Consider the following 17,639-nt stretch of genomic DNA (forward strand, 5'->3'; position numbering starts at 1 on the left):
GGTAAAGTTGTTTGAGTCGCCTTCCTGTTGTGGGTTGGTGTCCGAAGCTTGAGAACTCAACAGCGTGCTTTAAGTCAATGCCAATTTTTTGTGTAGCACTCTTTTTTGGGTGTTGCCTCTTGCTGGGCTGCCATGTTTGTGGTGGTTTGGCTGGATTCCTTTGATATTGATGATGGACCAGTTTTTGGTCTGTGGTCAGTGGTTGGATTCTGTGTTGACAGCTTGTGCCGGTGCCTGTGTGGTGCTTGGTGTGCTGATATTTTTCGACGGAGAGTTTGATCCTGGCTCAGGACGAACGCTGGCGGCGTGCTTAACACATGCAAGTCGAACGGTAAGGCCCTTTCGGGGGTACACGAGTGGCGAACGGGTGAGTAACACGTGAGTAACCTGCCCTCAACTCTGGGATAACGGCTGGAAACGGTTGCTAATACTGGATATGAGCTGGGCCTGCATGGGTCTGGTTGGAAAGCTTTTGCGGTTGGGGATGGGCTCGCGGCCTATCAGCTTGTTGGTGAGGTAGTGGCTCACCAAGGCTTCGACGGGTAGCCGGCCTGAGAGGGCGACCGGCCACATTGGGACTGAGATACGGCCCAAACTCCTACGGGAGGCAGCAGTGGGGAATATTGCACAATGGGCGGAAGCCTGATGCAGCAACGCCGCGTGCGGGATGACGGCCTTCGGGTTGTAAACCGCTTTCAGTTGGGACGAAGCGTGAGTGACGGTACCAACAGAAGAAGCACCGGCTAACTACGTGCCAGCAGCCGCGGTGATACGTAGGGTGCGAGCGTTGTCCGGATTTATTGGGCGTAAAGAGCTTGTAGGCGGTTTGTCGCGTCGGGAGTGAAAACTCAGGGCTTAACTCTGAGCTTGCTTTCGATACGGGCTGACTTGAGGGAGGTAGGGGAGAATGGAATTCCTGGTGGAGCGGTGGAATGCGCAGATATCAGGAGGAACACCGGTGGCGAAGGCGGTTCTCTGGACCTTTCCTGACGCTGAGAAGCGAAAGCGTGGGGAGCAAACAGGCTTAGATACCCTGGTAGTCCACGCCGTAAACGGTGGGTACTAGGTGTGGGGGACATTCCACGTTCTCCGTGCCGCAGCTAACGCATTAAGTACCCCGCCTGGGGAGTACGGCCGCAAGGCTAAAACTCAAAGGAATTGACGGGGCCCCGCACAAGCGGCGGAGCATGCGGATTAATTCGATGCAACGCGAAGAACCTTACCTGGGTTTGACATGTACCGGAAACGTTCAGAGATGGATGCCCCTTTTTTGGTCGGTACACAGGTGGTGCATGGCTGTCGTCAGCTCGTGTCGTGAGATGTTGGGTTAAGTCCCGCAACGAGCGCAACCCTCGTCCAATGTTGCCAGCGGGTCATGCCGGGGACTCATTGGAGACCGCCGGGGTCAACTCGGAGGAAGGTGGGGATGACGTCAAGTCATCATGCCCCTTATGTCCAGGGCTTCACGCATGCTACAATGGCCGGTACAAAGAGTTGCGAGCCTGTGAGGGTGAGCGAATCTCAGAAAGCCGGTCTCAGTTCGGATTGGGGTCTGCAACTCGACCCCATGAAGTCGGAGTCGCTAGTAATCGCAGATCAGCAACGCTGCGGTGAATACGTTCCCGGGGCTTGTACACACCGCCCGTCAAGTCATGAAAGTCGGTAACACCCGAAGCCGGTGGCCTAACCCTTGTGGAGGGAGCCGTCGAAGGTGGGACTGGTGATTAGGACTAAGTCGTAACAAGGTAGCCGTACCGGAAGGTGCGGCTGGATCACCTCCTTTCTAAGGAGCCATTTGTTTGCACTCTTGTGTGGGTGTTTTTCCTGGCTGCTGGCGTGTTGTTGGTGGTTGGGATGGTTCTGGTTTGTGGAACATTGGCTGAGCATGTTCGTGGTTTGTCTGTGTCTGTTAGTACTGCCTGCTGTGGTGGGTGTGGAGGATGGGTGTGGGTGGGCTGTGGGTGTGTGTTGCACGTTGTTGGGTTTTGAGGGGTCGGCTGCATGGCGCTCTCTGTGCATGCCTGGTGCTGCTGCTGTGTGTGGTGGTGTGGGTGTGTGTGGTGTTTGAGAATTTTACAGTGGACGCGAGCATCTTTGTAGATTTTGACAAGCTACTAAGTGCGATCGGTGGATGCCTTGGCACCAAGAGCCGATGAAGGACGTTGTAACCTGCGATAAGCCCAGGGGAGTTGGTAAACGAGCTGTGATCCTGGGATGTCCGAATGGGGAAACCTCGAAGTGACCGGAGTCATGTCCGGCGACCTCTGCTTGAATGTATAGGGCAGTTGGAGGGAACGCGGGGAAGTGAAACATCTCAGTACCCGTAGGAAGAGAAAACAATAGTGATTCCGTGAGTAGTGGCGAGCGAAAGCGGAGGAGGCCAAACCTCAATCGTGTGAGAGCTGACAGGCGTTGCGGTTGGGGTGTTGTGGGGTCTGCGTGGCCTGGCTGTTGACGGGTCGGCAAGTGATCAATGGTGAATGAAGTTGAAGCGTTTGAATGGCGTAGCGTAGAGGGTGATACTCCCGTAGACGTATGTTTGCCACTTGTTGCAGTGTCCCCAAGTAGCACGGAACCCCTGAAATTTCGTGTGAATCTGGCAGGACCATCTGCTAAGCCTAAATACTCCTTGGTGACCGATAGCGGATCAGTACCGTGAGGGAATGGTGAAAAGTACCCCGGGAGGGGAGTGAAATAGTACCTGAAACCGATCGCATACAATCCGTCGGAGCCTCATGTTGTGTGGGGTGACGGCGTGCCTTTTGAAGAATGAGCCTGCGAGTTAGTGGTACGTGGCGAGGTTAACCTGTGTGGGGTAGCCGTAGCGAAAGCGAGTCCTAATAGGGCGTGTGAGTCGCGTGCTCTAGACCCGAAGCGGGGTGATCTATCCATGGCCAGGGTGAAGCGAAGGTAAGACTTCGTGGAGGCCCGAACTCACTTGGGTTGAAAACCGAGGAGATGAGCTGTGGATAGGGGTGAAAGGCCAATCAAACCCCGTGATAGCTGGTTCTCCCCGAAATGCATTTAGGTGCAGCGTTGCGTGTTTCTTGCCGGAGGTAGAGCACTGGATGGTCTAGGGGGCCCACAAGCTTACCGAAATCAGCCAAACTCCGAATGCCGGTAAGTGAGAGCGTGGCAGTGAGACTGTGGGGGATAAGCTTCATAGTCGAGAGGGAAACAGCCCAGATCATCAGCTAAGGCCCCTAAGCGGTAACTAAGTGGAAAAGGATGTGGAGTTGCGTTGACAACCAGGAGGTTGGCTTGGAAGCAGCCATCCTTGAAAGAGTGCGTAATAGCTCACTGGTCAAGTGATTCTGCGCCGACAATTTAGCGGGGCTCAAGTTATCCGCCGAAGCTGTGGCATTCGCATGTGTGGCCGTGAGGTCGTGTGGATGGGTAGGGGAGCGTCGTGTGCGTGGTGAAGTGGTGGGGTGACCCGTCGTGGAGTGCACACGAGTGAGAATGCAGGCATGAGTAGCGAATGACGGGTGGGAAACCCGTCCGCCGAATATCCAAGGGTTCCAGGGTCAAGCTAATCTGCCCTGGGTAAGTCGGGACCTAAGGCGAGGCCGACAGGCGTAGTCGATGGACAACGGGTTGATATTCCCGTACCGGTGAAGCAACGTCCGTGTCGAGGCGCATGATGCTAAGCATGCAAGGCCTGCTGTGCCCTTTCGGGGGTTGGTGGGTTGAGTCTGTGATCCGAGTGTGTAGTAGGCAAGCTGCGGAGGGACGCAGGAAGGTAGCTCATCCTCAGCGGTGGTTGTCTGAGGCTAAGTGTGTAGGGTGGGGCGTAGGTAAATCCGCGTTCTGTGATGCCTGAGACATGATGGGTCAGCACAGTTTGTGTGTTGATTGAGTGATCCTATGCTGCCTAGAAAAGCTTCGTGAGCGAGTTGTGAGCCGCCCGTACCCGAAACCGACACAGGTGGATAGGTAGAGAATACCAAGGCGATCGAGATAATCGTGGTGAAGGAACTCGGCAAAATACCCCCGTAACTTCGGGATAAGGGGGACCTGAGACGTGTTAAACCTTTGCGTTGAGAGCGTTGAGGGTCGCAGAGACCAGGCCCAAGCGACTGTTTACTAAAAACACAGGTCCGTGCCAACTTGTAAGAGGATGTATACGGACTGACTCCTGCCCGGTGCTGGAAGGTTAAGGGGAACTGTCAGCCTTTTGTGGTGAAGCGGTGAACTTAAGCCCCAGTAAACGGCGGTGGTAACTATAACCATCCTAAGGTAGCGAAATTCCTTGTCGGGTAAGTTCCGACCTGCACGAATGGAGTAACGATTTGGGCGCTGTCTCCACCACGAACTCGGCGAAATTGCATTACGAGTAAAGATGCTCGTTACGCGCAGCAGGACGGAAAGACCCCGGGACCTTTACTATAGTTTGGTATTGGTGATTGGTGTGACTTGTGTAGGATAGGTGGGAGACTGTGAAGCAGGGACGCCAGTTCTTGTGGAGTCATCGTTGAAATACCACTCTGGTCACTCTGGTTATCTAACTTAGGGCCATGATCTGGTTCAGGGACAGTGCCTGATGGGTAGTTTGACTGGGGCGGTCGCCTCCTAAAAGGTAACGGAGGCGCCCAAAGGTTCCCTCAGCCTGGTTGGCAATCAGGTTTTGAGTGTAAGTGCACAAGGGAGCTTGACTGTGAGAGAGACATCTCGAGCAGGGACGAAAGTCGGGACTAGTGATCTTCTGGTGGCGGATGGAAGCGCCAGGACTCAACGGATAAAAGGTACCCCGGGGATAACAGGCTGATCTTGCCCGAGCGTCCATAGCGACGGCATGGTTTGGCACCTCGATGTCGGCTCGTCGCATCCTGGGGCTGGAGTCGGTCCCAAGGGTTGGGCTGTTCGCCCATTAAAGCGGCACGCGAGCTGGGTTTAGAACGTCGTGAGACAGTTCGGTCCCTATCCGCTGCGCGCGTAGGAGTCTTGAGAAGGGCTGTCCTTAGTACGAGAGGACCGGGACGGACCAACCTCTGGTGTGCCAGTTGTTCCGCCAGGAGCACGGCTGGTTGGCTACGTTGGGAAGTGATAACCGCTGAAAGCATCTAAGCGGGAAGCACGCTTCAAGATGAGGGCTCCCACAGAGTTGATCTGGTAAGGCCCCCTGTAGACCACAGGGTTGATAGGTCGGATGTGGAAGCGCAGTAATGTGTGGAGCTGACTGATACTAATAGGCCGAGGGCTTGTCTTCTACAAAGATGCTACGCGTCCACTGTAAGGTTTTCACGAACCACCCTGTGTGGTGGTTTGTGGTTGACAATTGTACATGTTGTTGCCCCTGGAAGTTGTTTCGGTGGCCATGGCGAGAGGGAAACACCCGGTCCCATCCCGAACCCGGTAGTTAAGCCTCTCAGCGCCGATGGTACTGCACACGGGAGTGTGTGGGAGACTAGGACGCTGCCGGACTTATCATATCCCCCCAAACCTGTAGGGTTTGGGGGGATATTTCTTTTTCCGGGGTGGTGACGCGCGTCAAGGTGGGTGTCGGGTGTGATGTTTCGTGGCATGGTGTGGTGTTCCTCGTGAGGGGCATCCGTGACATGGTGACCGGTGGTTGGTCGGGCAGGGCCGGTGTCGGGTGTGAGCATCGGGACGCAGTCCATACCGAAACCCCGTCCGGGGGTGAGTCGTGGTAACCCATGCGGGGTCCCTGTCACCCTGGCCATCACCGAGGTTTCCGGCCAGGGTGACAGCCACCACGACGGAGGGGCTCGTCTGATGGCCAGCGCGAAGCCGTGAACCCCCACCACACCAAACCCTCGGTGCGGTTGCTCCCCAACAGGCTGAGGTCCTCCTCAGCGTCAGCTCCAGCCTCGACGGCGCTGAGCGACTGCACGTCGATCAGAGGGGCCTTCTTGGTGGTGTTCCGCGTGCTGACGCGGTCGGTGACGACGTCCTCGGCGGCCTGGTGGACGCTGACAGCATGCTCGGGCTGCGCCAGGTCGTCATCGTGGTGGGCGTCTGGGTCACTTCCCATGGCCAGGATCACCACCACCTGCTTCATGTCCGAGACCAACAGTCTCCATCCCAGCATGAATCCGGTGACGACAGCTGCCCCGCAGCAGTCACGAAGGCCGTGTTCCGGGGACAATGGTCCACGGGACGCCATCACATCACATGTCCCTCTTGAGCTTTGAAGGGATGAAAGGTGCAGCAATGACCGTGGGAAGCCCGTCGTGGCTGGAGGCCCTGCGTCTGGCCCATCGAGGTCATGCCATGATCGGCTGGGACTTCTCCGTCCTGTCAGGGAGGTTGGTCGCCGACGAGCCCTGGTGGGACTTCGAGGCGGACTGCCGCGTTGCGATGTCCTCCGCCAACCGTATCCTCGACCTCGGGACCGGTGGCGGGGAACGGCTGCTGGGTCTTCTCGACGGCATCGACCACACCCATCGGACGATCGTCGCTACAGAGGGCTGGGAGCCCAATCTTCCCGTTGCCCGATCCGCGCTCAGCGACGCGGGTGTCGCCGTCATCGCACATGACCCGGAGACCGGGGCCGGCCTCCCGTTTCCCGACAACAGCGTCGACCTGGTCATGTCCCGACACGAGGCGTTCGACGCCGCTGAGGTGGCGCGGATCCTCGCCCCGGGTGGCCGCTTCCTGACGCAACAGGTGGAGGCACGCGACGCGGAGGAGATACACGACTGGTTCGATGAGCCGTTCACCTACCCCGAGGTGACCCTGCCCCGTCAGGTCGAGACGCTGACGGCCGCCGGACTGAGCATCGCCACGGCCGACGAATGGCAGGGGACGATGGAGTTCGTGGACGCTGAGGCGCTCGTCACCTACCTCTCCCTGGTGCCGTGGGATGCCCCCGGCTTCACCGTCGACGCCCACGTGGAACGTCTCGCCGAGCTCGACTCACACCGTCCGATCCGGGTCACCCAGCGGCGCTTCCGGATCCACGCCGTCAGGCCGTGAGATTGTGGGAGACCAGCCGGACGCGACGCTTCGAGTGGCTCACCACCGCGTGGTGGCAGTTCTTGAGCGTCCCGATCGTCATCGCGAACTCATCGGGGAACCCCAGGAGTCGCGCCACCCCCACGCGGATCGCCAGCCCGTGTGCCACGACGAGAACCCGCTGGTTCTTGTTCGCCCTGATGATGTTCTCCAGCGCGGCGGTGACGCGATCCGCCAGCTCGGCGGCCGTCTCGCCGGTCGGGGAACGACGGAAGTCGGCCCCGCTGCGTCGCAGCTCGATGAGCTCCGGTAACTCCTCTGCGACCTCCTCCACCGTACGGCCCTGCCAGGTGCCGCAGTGGATCTCGCGGAGCCGCTCGTCGGTGTGGACGGGCAGCCCCGACGCGGCGGCGATGGCCTCGGCGGTCTGCCGTGCCCGCTGCAGGTCGGAGGAGTACAGCGCATCTGCCTCCAGCGAGGCCAGCCCCGGTGCGGCATCGCGTGCCTGAGCCAGTCCCAGCTCTCCCAATGGTTCGTCCAAGTGTCCCTGGAACATGCCCTGGACGTTGAGCGCTGTCTTCGCGTGCCTCACGAGGATCAGTTCAGTGGCCATGCCCCATCGTAGAACGCCGATCCGGGAGGCTGCCGGACGGCGACACGACACCGTTCTCCGTCACGATCCAGGCCATGAGGGGAGCTACCCTCGAAGGACAGAGACCGTCGGGGCTGCGAAGACAGGAGACGACATGGACGCCACACCACCGATCGCCGTCGAGGGCGGGCCGGTCTGGATCGACCTCGGCACCCACGATCTCGACGGGGCCATCGAGTTCTACAGCACCCTGCTGGGCTGGGAGTTCGGCGAGGGAAGCGCCGACTTCGGTGGCTACCGGATGGTGTTCAAGGACGGTCTCCCCATCGCTGGCGCGATGACCACCCTCACGGGACCGAACGGCCCGACGACTGAGCCGCAGGCACCGACGGCGTGGAGCGTCTACCTGCGCACCGCCGACATCGAGCGCACTCTCGCGGCCGTCGTCGACCATGGTGGACAGGTGATGGTGCCTGCGATGCCGATTGCGGACCTCGGGACGATGGCCTTCGTCATCGACCCGGCCGGAGCCGTGATCGGGACCTGGCAGCCCGACACCTTCGACGGCATCGCGAGTGTCGCCAGGCCCGGCACCCCCTGCTGGTTCGAGAACCTGACCACGGACTTCGACGTCGCGTCTGCTTTCTACGAGAACGTCTTCGCCTGGGACCTGCAGCCCGGTCCGACCCGGCGGGAGGCTGCGCCCACGGGCCGTTGTGCCACGCACGGTACCGGCGAACGTACCGCGGCAGCGCTGTGCGAGGCCACGGCCCTGCTGCCGGAGGGAACTCCGTCGCACTGGAGGGTCCACTTCGGTGTGCTCGACCTGGAGCGGGCCCTCGCCGACGTGGAGCGGCTGGGCGGCAAGGTGGTCGATCCGGGAGGTCCCACGCCTTTCGGCAAGGTGGCCACCGTGGCCGACCCGCAAGGTGCCTCGTTCCAGCTCCTGGAGGACATCCGCGACTGAGACCCGGCCACCGGCTACCTCCAGCCGAGCTCCTCCGCGAGGATGACGAGATTGCCCAGCCAGTGGGTGTTGTACTCGACGCCGAGGTGGGACGGCATGGTGAACAGCACCAGATCGGCCTCGGTGACCGCCTCGTCGGCCTGGAGGGCCGCCACCACCTGCTCGATGCTGCCCGCGATGGTGGGGCCGCTCCGGGCGACGGAGCCGTCGTGGTGCGCGACGGAGTCGGACTCGGTGATGCGGGTGCCGAAGTAACGGCGATCGGCGTCGCTGGTGAAGGGGAACACCGGGCGGGTGACCGCCGTCATCCCGGGGCCGGTGTGTCCCGCGGCCCGGTAGGCCTCCCGGTAGTCACGGACCTGGTCGGCCTGCTGCACGTGGAAGGGACGTCCGTCGTCGGCGAGCATCACCGTGGAGCTCAGCAGGTTCATGCCCTGGGCGGCGACCGTGAGTCCGGTGGCGTGGGTGGCCGCACCCCACCAGATGCGGTCTCTGAGCCCCGGGCTGAGGGGACGGATCGGCAGGTCGGGGCCCTGCCCCAACTCCTGTGCCCGGGCCGAGTGGGCGATGGGGGTGCCCTCGATGGCGCTGAGGAACCGCTCGATCTTCCTCCGGGAGTTCTCGGCCCAGCTCTCGCCGTCGGCGAGGTGGTGGCCGAACTGCGCCTGACCGTCGACGGCGAGCTCCGGGCTGCCACGGCTGACCCCGAGCTGCAGCCGCCCGTTGGAGAGCAGATCCGTGGCGGCGGCCTCCTCCGCCATGTGCAGGGGGTTCTCGTAACGCAGGTCCACCACCCCGGTGCCGACCTCGATCCGCGACGTGGCGGTGGCCATCGCGGCGAGCAGCGGGAAGGGGGAGGTCATGGACTCCTCGAAGTGGTGCACCCGCACCCAGGCACCGTCGATGCCGAGGTCGTCGGCGACCTTCGCCAGCTCGACGTGGGCGTGGAGTGCCTGGCCGGCCGTCGCGACCCTGGCTCCTGCGACGTCCCGGTAGTGCCCGAACGACAGGAACCCAATCTTCTTCATGTTTCAATCAACTCCGGCGGGTGGGGTTCTATTCCAACCACCCCAAAGCCGAGCACCAACTCGCAGGTTGGTTGTTCCGATCGATTCAGGCCGGCGTCTTGTGCAAGCAGGACGGCGGTTCGTGCACGCAGGTGGCGGTGGGTGGGATCGTCGTGAAGCCTCGGCGTCGAGGTCCTAGACTCGGCGTCATGCGTGGTGAGTACAAGGTTCCGGGCGGCAAGCTGGTCGCCGTCGACGTCGAGACCGACTCCGGGGTGCTGACCCAGGTCGCGATCTCCGGGGACTTCTTCCTGGAGCCCGACGACGCCCTGGAGGAGATCAACCAGGCACTCACGGGGCTGCCGTCGACCTCCTCGGTGGCGGATCTCGCACAGGCGATCACCGCGCGGCTGGACCCATCGGTGCAGCTCATCGGATTCACCCCCGAGGCGGTCGGGATCGCGGTCCGGCGAGCCCTCGGGCACGCCATCGACTGGTCGGACCTGACCTTCGACGTCATCGGGCCCGTCTCGATGGATCCGCGGATGCACGTCGCCCTCGACGAGGTGCTGGCCGGGGAACTGGCACGGGGCGAGGTGAACCCCAGCCTCCGGATCTGGGAGTGGGACCAGCCACTGGTGGTGATCGGCTCCTTCCAGTCGTACCGCAACGAGATCGACGACGAGGGCCGCGAACGGCACGGCATCAACGTGGTGCGCCGCATCACCGGCGGCGGTGCGATGTTCATGGAACCCGGCAACTGCGTCACCTACTCGCTCGTCGTCCCCGGAGCGTTGGTGGAGGGACTGAGCTTCGAACGCAGCTACGAGTTCCTCGACCAGTGGGTGATGGGGGCGCTCGCCGAGCTCGGCGTCAAGGCCCGCTACGTGCCGCTCAACGACATCGCCTCCGAGCAGGGCAAGATCGCGGGAGCGGCGCAGCGTCGCCTCACCGGTGGGGTGGTGCTGCACCACGTGACGATGGCCTACGACATCGACGCCGACAAGATGCTCGAGGTGCTCCGGATCGGTCGGGAGAAACTGTCCGACAAGGGAACCAAGTCCGCCAACAAGCGGGTGGACCCGCTCCGGTCACAGACCCGGCTTCCCAGGGAGCAGATCATCGAGAGCTTCCTCGCCCACTTCGTGGGCCGGTACGCCACCCGTCGGCGGGACTACACCGAGGCCGAACTCGCCGCAGCGCGGGAACTGGTGGAGACGAAGTTCTCCTCGCCGGAGTGGACCAAGCGGATTCCGTGAGAGGCCAGGGTCCGAGGCAGGCCAGCGGAATGACGGCGACACCGTCGCGACGGCGGTAGGCGTCGGGACCTGTGTGCACCACCACCTGGTCAATGACACGGTTGCCGATGTGCTCCTTCAGCCAATGCAGATGGCGGACGTCGGAATCGCTGACGGCTCCAGCAAACTTGACCTCGATGGGCAGGACGTGGCCGTCGTCGCGGATCACGACGAGGTCGATCTCGTGGTCCCCGTTCCGGGTGCGCAGATGCGCAATGCGTGCCCCGGCGGCCTCGGCCTGGACACGGATGCACAGCGTCGCCAAGGATTCAAAGAGATGCCCGAGCACGGTGCTGTGCTGGGCACCGATGACGTCTCCTTGGCCGTCGATCAGGGCATCCACCCCAAGTCCCATGAGACGAGCGGCAAGTCCGGGATCGGCCAACTCCTTGGTATGGTCAGCCACCCGTGGTGACGACGTACCCGTCACGGTGCCCTGGCCGGACAGGAGAGCTGCCAAGCTGATCGTGGGGGCAATGCCGCGTTCGCTGAGTGTCATGGGCCGTATGCGGAGACGGCCGATCCTCCCCGCCCCTGAGTGGGCGGTCGCACCAGGCGCGGGGGAGGCGCTCCCTGCCAGGAGGAACTGTCCGCCACTCGGGTTCCGGTCCACGGCATGTCTGACGACATCCCACACCTCGGGCGCCTTCTGCCACTCGTCGATGAAAATTGGTGGAGTCCGGTCGAGGACGACCTCAGGGTCGGCCAGGACGGATGCCCGCTGACGAGTGTTGTCAAGGTTGATGAACGTGCCTGCCCGCTGCAGCGCAGTTGGTGGACTTCCCAACCGCCTTGGGGCCGTCCAAGGCCATGGCAGGGACGTGAGGAAACAGCTGGTCGAGCTGTTGGCCGATGATGCGGCGACGGTAGGTCACATCCCTGCTGTACAACGAGCCGGGTTTCTACTGTACAACGAGCCGAATCGGTGCCCAGTGACGAGCATGAACTACCGGTTTGCTTGCGCGAAATGCCGATGTCAACGTTGCCAACAAAGTGAAACGGCGATTCGTGCTTGAGGGGGAGGGGCGGGTTCAGGTGGGTGGGGCGAGGCAGGGGTCAGCGGACCAGGCCCGACTCCCACGCCGCGATGACGAGCTGCGGCCGGTCCCGGGCCCCGAGCTTGGTCAGCAGGTGGGAGACGTGGGTCTTCACGGTGCCCTTGCTGATGAACAGCTCCCGCTCGATCTCCGCGTTGTTCAGGCCCCGCCCGATCAGGGTCAGCACCTCCACCTCGCGCGGTGTCAACACCTCCGGTGGTGACGGCCTCGACCGGTCCACCGCCTTCGCCACCACCCGCCGCAGCACCGACGGCGACAGCGCCTGCTCACCGCTGTGGATGCGACGCACCGTCGCCGCCAGCACGTCGGGGTCGGTGTCCTTGAGGAGGAACCCACCCGCCCCGGCCCGAAGTGCCCGGAACACGTACTCGTCCAGCTCGAACATCGTCAGCACGCACACCCTGACCCGAGCCAGCGCGGGATCCGCGACGATCTCCTCCGTCACGGCCAGACCGTCCAGCCTCGGCATCCTGACATCCAGCAGCACCACGTCCGGCACGCGCCGCCGCACCACCTCCAGTGCCTCGACGCCGTCGGCCGCCTCACCCACCACCGAGATGTCCGGCTCCGCATCCAGCATCATCGCCAGGGAACGACGCAGCAACGCCTGGTCGTCGGCCACCACCACCTCGATCATGTCACCCCCAGCGGGATCAACGCCCGAACCTCGTGCCCGGTGCCGAGCGGCCCGTGGTCGAGCGTGCCACCATGCAGCTCCACCCTCGTGCGCAGCAGCACCAGGCCATGTCCCGAGCCGGGCCCCGGCTGCCAACCAGAGACTGGGCCGTCGTCGATGACATGCGTCAGCAGCATCTCATCGACGACGACGACCCTGATCCTCACCGTCGTCGGACCGGCGTGACGCAGCACATTCGCCAAGGCCTCGGCGACCACCTGGTGCGCGGTCAACCCGACCCCGGGAGGAACCGCGGGGGCTGCGAGCTCGGCCCGGACGACGAGTCCTCGCTCCTCGGCCTGCGCGATCAGGGCGGGCAGGTCCGCCAACCCGGGGGTGGGATGGAGCGGCACCGCATCGGGATCCTGCAGCAGCGTCAACAGCCGTCTGAGCTCGTCGGTGGCCTGCCGACTCAGCTCCACGACGTCGGCCAGGGCCTGCCGGGGCGCGTCCGCATCGACCCCGGCCAGTCGTCGTCCCGCCTCCGCCCGGACCGTGATCGCACCCAACCCGTGGGAGACGATGTCGTGCAGGTCACGGGCGATGGTGATGCGGTCCCGCAGCACTGCGTCCCGCGCCTTCGCCCGCGCCAGTTCCTGCTCGAAACGACGACGCTGCACCCGGCGCAGCCACGCCAACCACACCGCCAGCGCCCCGATGCTCAGCAGCACCGCGAGGGAGACCCAGCTGGGGCCGGAGGACTCGGCGGAGACCCCGAGCACGCCCGCCCCCAGGAGGGTCAGCCCGGCAGCCAACCAACCGAACGGGAAGGAGCGTTTCATGGAGCCGATCCTATGAAGCGTGATGGGGCAGGGCATCGGCCCTGAGGCCGAGATCCGTCGTGGGACCGTCCTGTGCGGGTGGCCGAGCTGGCTCCGTCGGCTCCGAACCACAGATTTTGCCTGTCCTGGAGTGGGTTTGCCTGTCTTGAGGAGGAAACGCCTGCCCAAAATCGAATTGCCTGTCCAATAAGACGGGCAATTCGAAACAGGACAGGCAAACCGTGCTCAGCACAGGCGAATCGGCGCCTGGTTCGTGGTCTGTTTCGACCGGTGGTGGGTGGCCGGAGATCAGCCTCCGGGACGAGGCCCCTGCGCCGATGTGCAACCGCCGGAATCACGCTGAAGTGGATGGCATGATCGAATTCCACGACGTCAGCCGCTCCCGCGGCGGCCGCACCATCCTCGACCACGTCGATTTCCGCGCCGCCCCGGGCCGCATCACCGGATTCGTCGGCCCCAACGGGGCGGGCAAGACCTCCAGCCTGCGCATCCTGCTGGGACTCGACCGCAACCACACCGGCACCGCGACGGTGTGCGGACAGCACTACGCGACGCTGAAACGCCCGCTCACCGTCGTCGGGGCCAGCCTCGGCGGCTCCGGCGCGCACCCGGCACGTCGCGCCGTCGCCCACCTGAGATGGGTGGCTGCCAGCAACTCCATTCCGCAGTCCCGCGTGGCGCAGGTGCTCGACGAGGTGGGCCTGGGCCGGGCTGCGAGGCAGCGGGTCCGCACCTACTCGCTGGGCATGGCGCAGCGACTCGGCATCGCCGCGGCCCTGCTCGGCGAGCCCGAGGTGCTGGTGCTGGACGAACCCATCAACGGTCTCGACCCGGAGGGCATCCGCTGGCTGCGGCAACTGCTGCGCCGCCACGCCGCCTGTGGTGGGACGGTGCTGCTGTCCAGCCACGTCATGGCCGAGCTTGCCGAGGTGGCCGACGACGTCGTGGTGATCGCGGGAGGTGCCATCCGTGCCACCGGGACGATGGCCGAGGTCACCGCCGGCCACCCGACCTTGGAGGACGCCTACTTCGCGTTGACCGCGGGAGGCGCCCGATGAACGCGATCGCGGCGGAGACCCGCAAGGCCCTCAGCCACGCGCCGGTGGTGTGGGCGATGCTGTGCGGTGTGGTGCTACCCGTGCTGCTCGCGGCACACAACGCCGCAGGCATCCGCACCGACCTCGCCGCAGGCATCCCGGACGCTGATCCCACCGGCATCGGAACCACGGAGCTGATGCTGGCCGCGGCTGCGGCCGCCGTGATCGGGGTGGTGGTCGTCGGTTCCGAGTTCGTCGCGATGCCGAACGAGCTGGGTGGGGGACGACAGGCCACGACGACGGCGCTCGCCACCCCGTCGCGGCTGCGATGCCTCGGCGCGAAACTCCTCGTCACGACGGTGCTGCTCGTGGTCATGGCCGGAATCGTGGCGGTCGCAACCCTGTTGAGTGCCCACGCCCTCCTGGGTGCATACGCTCCTGAACTCGACGCCACCTCGTGGTGGCAGGCCGCGGCCGGGGCGGCCTACGTGGTGAGCTACGGGCTCCTCGGGTTCGCCGTGACGGCGCTGCTGGGGAATGGGCTGGTGCCGCTGATCTACCTGGTGGCCAACCAGACGGTGATCTCGGTCGGCTACCTGCTGACCCTTCGCTGGAGCTGGGCCTGGTACCTGCCGGACACCTCGGTGATGGCCCTGATGCGGACCCCACCCGATCCGGGACAGCCTGGGGCCGCAGTTGCGTTCGCCACCGCCGTCGCCTGGCTGGTGGTGCTGTTCGGGGCTGCCGCCGTCGTGACAGCGAGGCGGGAACCATGAGGTGTGCACTGGCGGCGGAGGTCCGCAAACAGGCCACCCTGCCGACCACCTGGTGGGCGACGGCGGGAGCACTTGGGGCGACTGTGGTCCTGGTGGTCCTGCTGCGGGTCGGCCACCCGGAGGCCCCGGCCGAGGCGGTGGCCGACCTGGCGCGCGGCCTGATCCAGGCCGGAGCCGTCGCGGTGGGGGTCGTGCTGGGCACAGCCGAGCAGCGCCAGATGGCCACCGCCCGGCTGGCGGTGCCGTCGCTCCCGGTCTGGCTGGGAGCCCGCTGGCTCGTGGCACTGTCCGCGACGGGGCTGGTGGCCGCCGCGATGGTGATCGCAGGGCGGGTCACCGTCGCCGCAGGCGGGCAGTGGCTCGGTCAGTGGGCGTGGCTGTGGGGCGTGGCGATGGCCGCCTTCCTGCTGGCCGAGCTCACCGGCTCGGCCCTGAGCGGTGCCCTGGCGGTGCTGACGGTGCTGTGGATCGCGCCCGCCGTCGCAACCGGTCTCCCCCGGCTCAAGGACTGGCTGCCCGACGTCTCCCCGCTCGCCGGATGGTCCGGGGTGCATCCGGGGGTCGCGCTGGGCTGGCTGGCCGTCATCTGGTTCATGGGCCTTGTCCGGGCGACCCGGTGGTGAACACGAACTGGCGGGTTGCTTGCCTGGGAGCGCGATGTCAACGTTGCCAGAAAAGCAGAACGGCGATTCGTGCTCGGGTTGGGGGGTGTGGTGGAGGGGGTGGGGTGGGTCTGGATGGTTCCTGTCAGCGCACTAGGGTGCAGGCATGGGCTTTCGGAAGACGGGCAGCAACGAGGCGGTACGGACCGAGGTGGCGAGCCTGGCGTGGTTGCAGGAGGCCGACGGGGCCGCCGTCGCCGAGGTGCTGGGCAGCGGGCCCGGTTGGTTGGAGACGCGCATGATGCGCCACGGTGATCCCAGCCGGGACGAGGCCGTCGCCTTCGGGCAGGCCCTGGCCCGCACCCACGCGTCCGGGGCCCCGCACTGGGGAGCACCTCCGCCCGGTCTGCCGGAGTCCGAGGCTCGCCTGGCGGAACTGCCCGCCCCCGCCGCGACGACCCCGCGGTGGGACAGCTGGGGTGAGTTCTTCGCCGAGGCCCGGTTGCTCCCCTACCTGCGGCTGACGCACGGCGACCCCTCGTCGAAACGCCTGCTGGCCAAGGCCATCGATGTCGTGGGAGAGGGCCGGTTCGATTCCCCGCAGCCCGCCCTGGTCCCCGCCGTCGCCCGCCTCCACGGCGACCTGTGGGGTGGCAACGTGGTGTGGGAGGCAACCCCGACCGGCACGGTCGGGACCCTCATCGACCCGTCGGCCCACGGCGGCCACGCCGAGACCGACCTGGCGGAACTGGCCCTCTTCGGTGCCCCGCACCTGGCGGCCATCCTCGACGGATACCAGGAGGTCAGCCCCCTGGCCGACGGCTGGCAGCACAGACGCGCAGTGCACCAGTTCCACATGGTCCTGGTGCACTGCGCGCTCTTCGGCGGTGGCTACCTCGGCCAGGCCCTCAGCCTGGCCCGGGTCATCACTCGTTAGGTCGGCTCGGGTCGATGGAGTCGTCGTGGAGCTGGCCGTACTCCCGGGCCTCGTCCTCGGCGGCCAGGAAGTCCCAGAAGGTCATCTCCTCCGAGTGGGACAGGGCACTGGTCACCCTGCCCCGCATCGGTTCCCGACCCAACCGGATCTCCCGGGTGTCCTCCATGTCCTCCGGGTTCACGTGCTTGTCGTAGGCCCGTGACGGCTGGGCGGAGGGCTCCTCACCCTGTTCGGGGGCAACCGCATCCTCCTGCTGGCGCCCCCAGCGGTGGGTGTCCACCGCCGCCCGGGCGGGCGCGTAGGAGATCTCCTCCTCGCCGTCCTCCAGCGGCACCGTCATCGTCTCGTCGTCCAGCAGCGACGACGGCTGACCGGCGACGGGGTCGGCAGGCATGGAGTCGTAGCTCGGGCCGCTGTAGGTCTGCCCCGCGAAGGTCGGCGAGTTGAACGAGTCCTCCAGGAACACCGTCTCATCACGCAACCCGTCGAAGACGTTGGTGGTCTCCACGTCATCGTCCTCGTCGTCGAAGTGCAGGGTGTCGTCGTCGTTGCCCGCGAACGGCTCCTGCTCGACCTGCGCCGTCTCGACGACGTGATCGGGCTCGACATCGTGGCCGGTCCGGGGGACAGGGGTCTCCTCGGTCCCTGCCGGGGCCTCCTGCTCGACCTCGACCTCCTGCTCCTCGTCGGCCCGGAGCTCCTCGCCCGTTTCCTCGGGCAGCTCCTCGAGAATCCCGCTCGGGGCCTCCAAGGCCGCGGGCTGCACCTCGGCGGCAGGGGGCTCGATGGCCGGCTGGAGGGGTTCGGCAACCGTGTCCCACAGCACCGGTGGGACCTCCCCGACGCTCTCCTGGTCGAGGTCGTCTCCCGACGGGTCGTGCTCGCTCGACGGGTCGTTGAGTCCGTCGATCTCGGCCTCCTGGGGGGTCGTCTCGGGGGTCTCCTCGGGGTCGGTGTGCACGGCATCCTCGGCGATGACCTCGGGTTCA

Annotated in this window: 13 protein-coding genes, 3 rRNA genes and 1 pseudogene; 10 read left to right on the plus strand and 7 right to left on the minus strand. The window is 64.7% G+C overall.

The window, feature by feature from the left end; genetic code table 11:
* Window positions 1–263: 263 nt before the first annotated feature.
* The 3 genes from EII34_RS15330 to rrf all read left to right on the plus strand — a co-directional run bounded on the left by EII34_RS15330 (window position 264) and on the right by rrf (window position 5,424).
* A 16S ribosomal RNA gene (locus EII34_RS15330) occupies window positions 264–1,783 on the plus strand.
* Window positions 1,784–2,104: 321 nt separating this feature from the next.
* Window positions 2,105–5,209 (plus strand): 23S ribosomal RNA (locus tag EII34_RS15335).
* Window positions 5,210–5,307: 98 nt separating this feature from the next.
* Window positions 5,308–5,424: ribosomal RNA gene (gene rrf, locus EII34_RS15340) — 5S ribosomal RNA — on the plus strand.
* The 16S, 23S and 5S rRNA genes sit together here, the layout of an rRNA operon.
* Before the next feature lie 259 nt (window positions 5,425–5,683).
* Here the strand turns inward: rrf and EII34_RS15345 are convergent.
* A complete protein-coding gene (locus tag EII34_RS15345; RefSeq protein WP_124846047.1) occupies window positions 5,684–6,052 on the minus strand; it encodes a hypothetical protein in 369 nt (122 codons plus the stop codon).
* Window positions 6,053–6,174: 122 nt separating this feature from the next.
* Here EII34_RS15345 and EII34_RS15350 point away from each other — a divergent pair, with 122 nt between their 5' ends.
* Window positions 6,175–6,939 carry a methyltransferase domain-containing protein gene (locus EII34_RS15350; RefSeq protein WP_124846048.1) on the plus strand — a complete coding sequence of 255 codons (765 nt, stop codon included), beginning with the start codon at window positions 6,175–6,177 and terminating at the stop codon, window positions 6,937–6,939.
* On the opposite strand, the gene EII34_RS15355 is transcribed toward EII34_RS15350, so the two are convergent.
* On the minus strand, window positions 6,929–7,531 hold the full coding sequence (locus tag EII34_RS15355; protein ID WP_124846049.1) for a histidine phosphatase family protein: 603 nt from the start codon (window positions 7,529–7,531) through the stop codon (window positions 6,929–6,931). The two genes, EII34_RS15350 and EII34_RS15355, sit on opposite strands and share 11 nt — an antisense overlap.
* A 133-nt stretch (window positions 7,532–7,664) precedes the next feature.
* Between EII34_RS15355 and EII34_RS15360 the strand changes: the two genes are divergently transcribed.
* Window positions 7,665–8,477: a VOC family protein gene (locus EII34_RS15360; RefSeq protein ID WP_124846050.1), complete on the plus strand. Its 813-nt coding sequence runs from the start codon at window positions 7,665–7,667 to the stop codon at window positions 8,475–8,477.
* A gap of 14 nt (window positions 8,478–8,491) precedes the next feature.
* On the opposite strand, the gene EII34_RS15365 is transcribed toward EII34_RS15360, so the two are convergent.
* Window positions 8,492–9,505, minus strand: coding sequence for an LLM class flavin-dependent oxidoreductase (locus tag EII34_RS15365; protein ID WP_124846051.1), 1,014 nt, complete (start codon window positions 9,503–9,505; stop codon window positions 8,492–8,494).
* A gap of 188 nt (window positions 9,506–9,693) precedes the next feature.
* Here EII34_RS15365 and EII34_RS15370 point away from each other — a divergent pair, with 188 nt between their 5' ends.
* On the plus strand, window positions 9,694–10,743 hold the full coding sequence (locus EII34_RS15370) for a lipoyl protein ligase domain-containing protein (RefSeq protein WP_124846052.1): 1,050 nt from the start codon (window positions 9,694–9,696) through the stop codon (window positions 10,741–10,743).
* 223 nt (window positions 10,744–10,966) lie between these two features.
* On the opposite strand, the pseudogene EII34_RS15375 reads toward EII34_RS15370, so the two are convergent.
* From EII34_RS15375 to EII34_RS15385, 3 genes and pseudogenes are all read right to left on the minus strand, one after another.
* Window positions 10,967–11,569 (minus strand): annotated as a pseudogene (locus EII34_RS15375) (AAA family ATPase); the annotation flags it as partial.
* A gap of 269 nt (window positions 11,570–11,838) precedes the next feature.
* Window positions 11,839–12,477 (minus strand): response regulator, encoded by a 639-nt coding sequence (locus tag EII34_RS15380; RefSeq protein WP_124846053.1) that lies wholly within the window; start codon window positions 12,475–12,477, stop codon window positions 11,839–11,841.
* Window positions 12,474–13,298, minus strand: a complete 825-nt coding sequence (locus EII34_RS15385) for a sensor histidine kinase (protein ID WP_185711388.1) — start codon at window positions 13,296–13,298, stop codon at window positions 12,474–12,476. The genes EII34_RS15380 and EII34_RS15385 overlap by 4 nt, the downstream gene beginning before the upstream one ends.
* 353 nt (window positions 13,299–13,651) lie before the next feature.
* On the opposite strand from EII34_RS15385, the gene EII34_RS15390 reads away from it, so the two are divergent.
* From EII34_RS15390 to EII34_RS15405, 4 genes are all read left to right on the plus strand, one after another.
* A complete protein-coding gene (locus EII34_RS15390) occupies window positions 13,652–14,356 on the plus strand; it encodes an ABC transporter ATP-binding protein (RefSeq protein WP_124846055.1) in 705 nt (234 codons plus the stop codon).
* Window positions 14,353–15,111 carry a hypothetical protein gene (locus EII34_RS15395; protein WP_124846056.1) on the plus strand — a complete coding sequence of 253 codons (759 nt, stop codon included), beginning with the start codon at window positions 14,353–14,355 and terminating at the stop codon, window positions 15,109–15,111. Before EII34_RS15390 ends, EII34_RS15395 begins: the two co-directional genes overlap by 4 nt.
* Entirely contained in the window at window positions 15,108–15,734 is a 627-nt protein-coding gene (locus EII34_RS15400; protein WP_124846057.1) for a hypothetical protein, read from the plus strand. Before EII34_RS15395 ends, EII34_RS15400 begins: the two co-directional genes overlap by 4 nt.
* Before the next feature lie 145 nt (window positions 15,735–15,879).
* A complete protein-coding gene (locus EII34_RS15405) occupies window positions 15,880–16,650 on the plus strand; it encodes a fructosamine kinase family protein (RefSeq protein ID WP_124846058.1) in 771 nt (256 codons plus the stop codon).
* Here EII34_RS15405 and EII34_RS16135 read toward each other — a convergent pair.
* A partial coding sequence (locus EII34_RS16135; RefSeq protein WP_185711389.1) for a hypothetical protein occupies window positions 16,640–17,639 on the minus strand: 1,000 nt, incomplete at its 5' end. The genes EII34_RS15405 and EII34_RS16135 overlap by 11 nt on opposite strands.

Source organism: Arachnia propionica, from assembly GCF_003859805.1.
Classification (GTDB): domain Bacteria; phylum Actinomycetota; class Actinomycetes; order Propionibacteriales; family Propionibacteriaceae; genus Arachnia; species Arachnia propionica_C.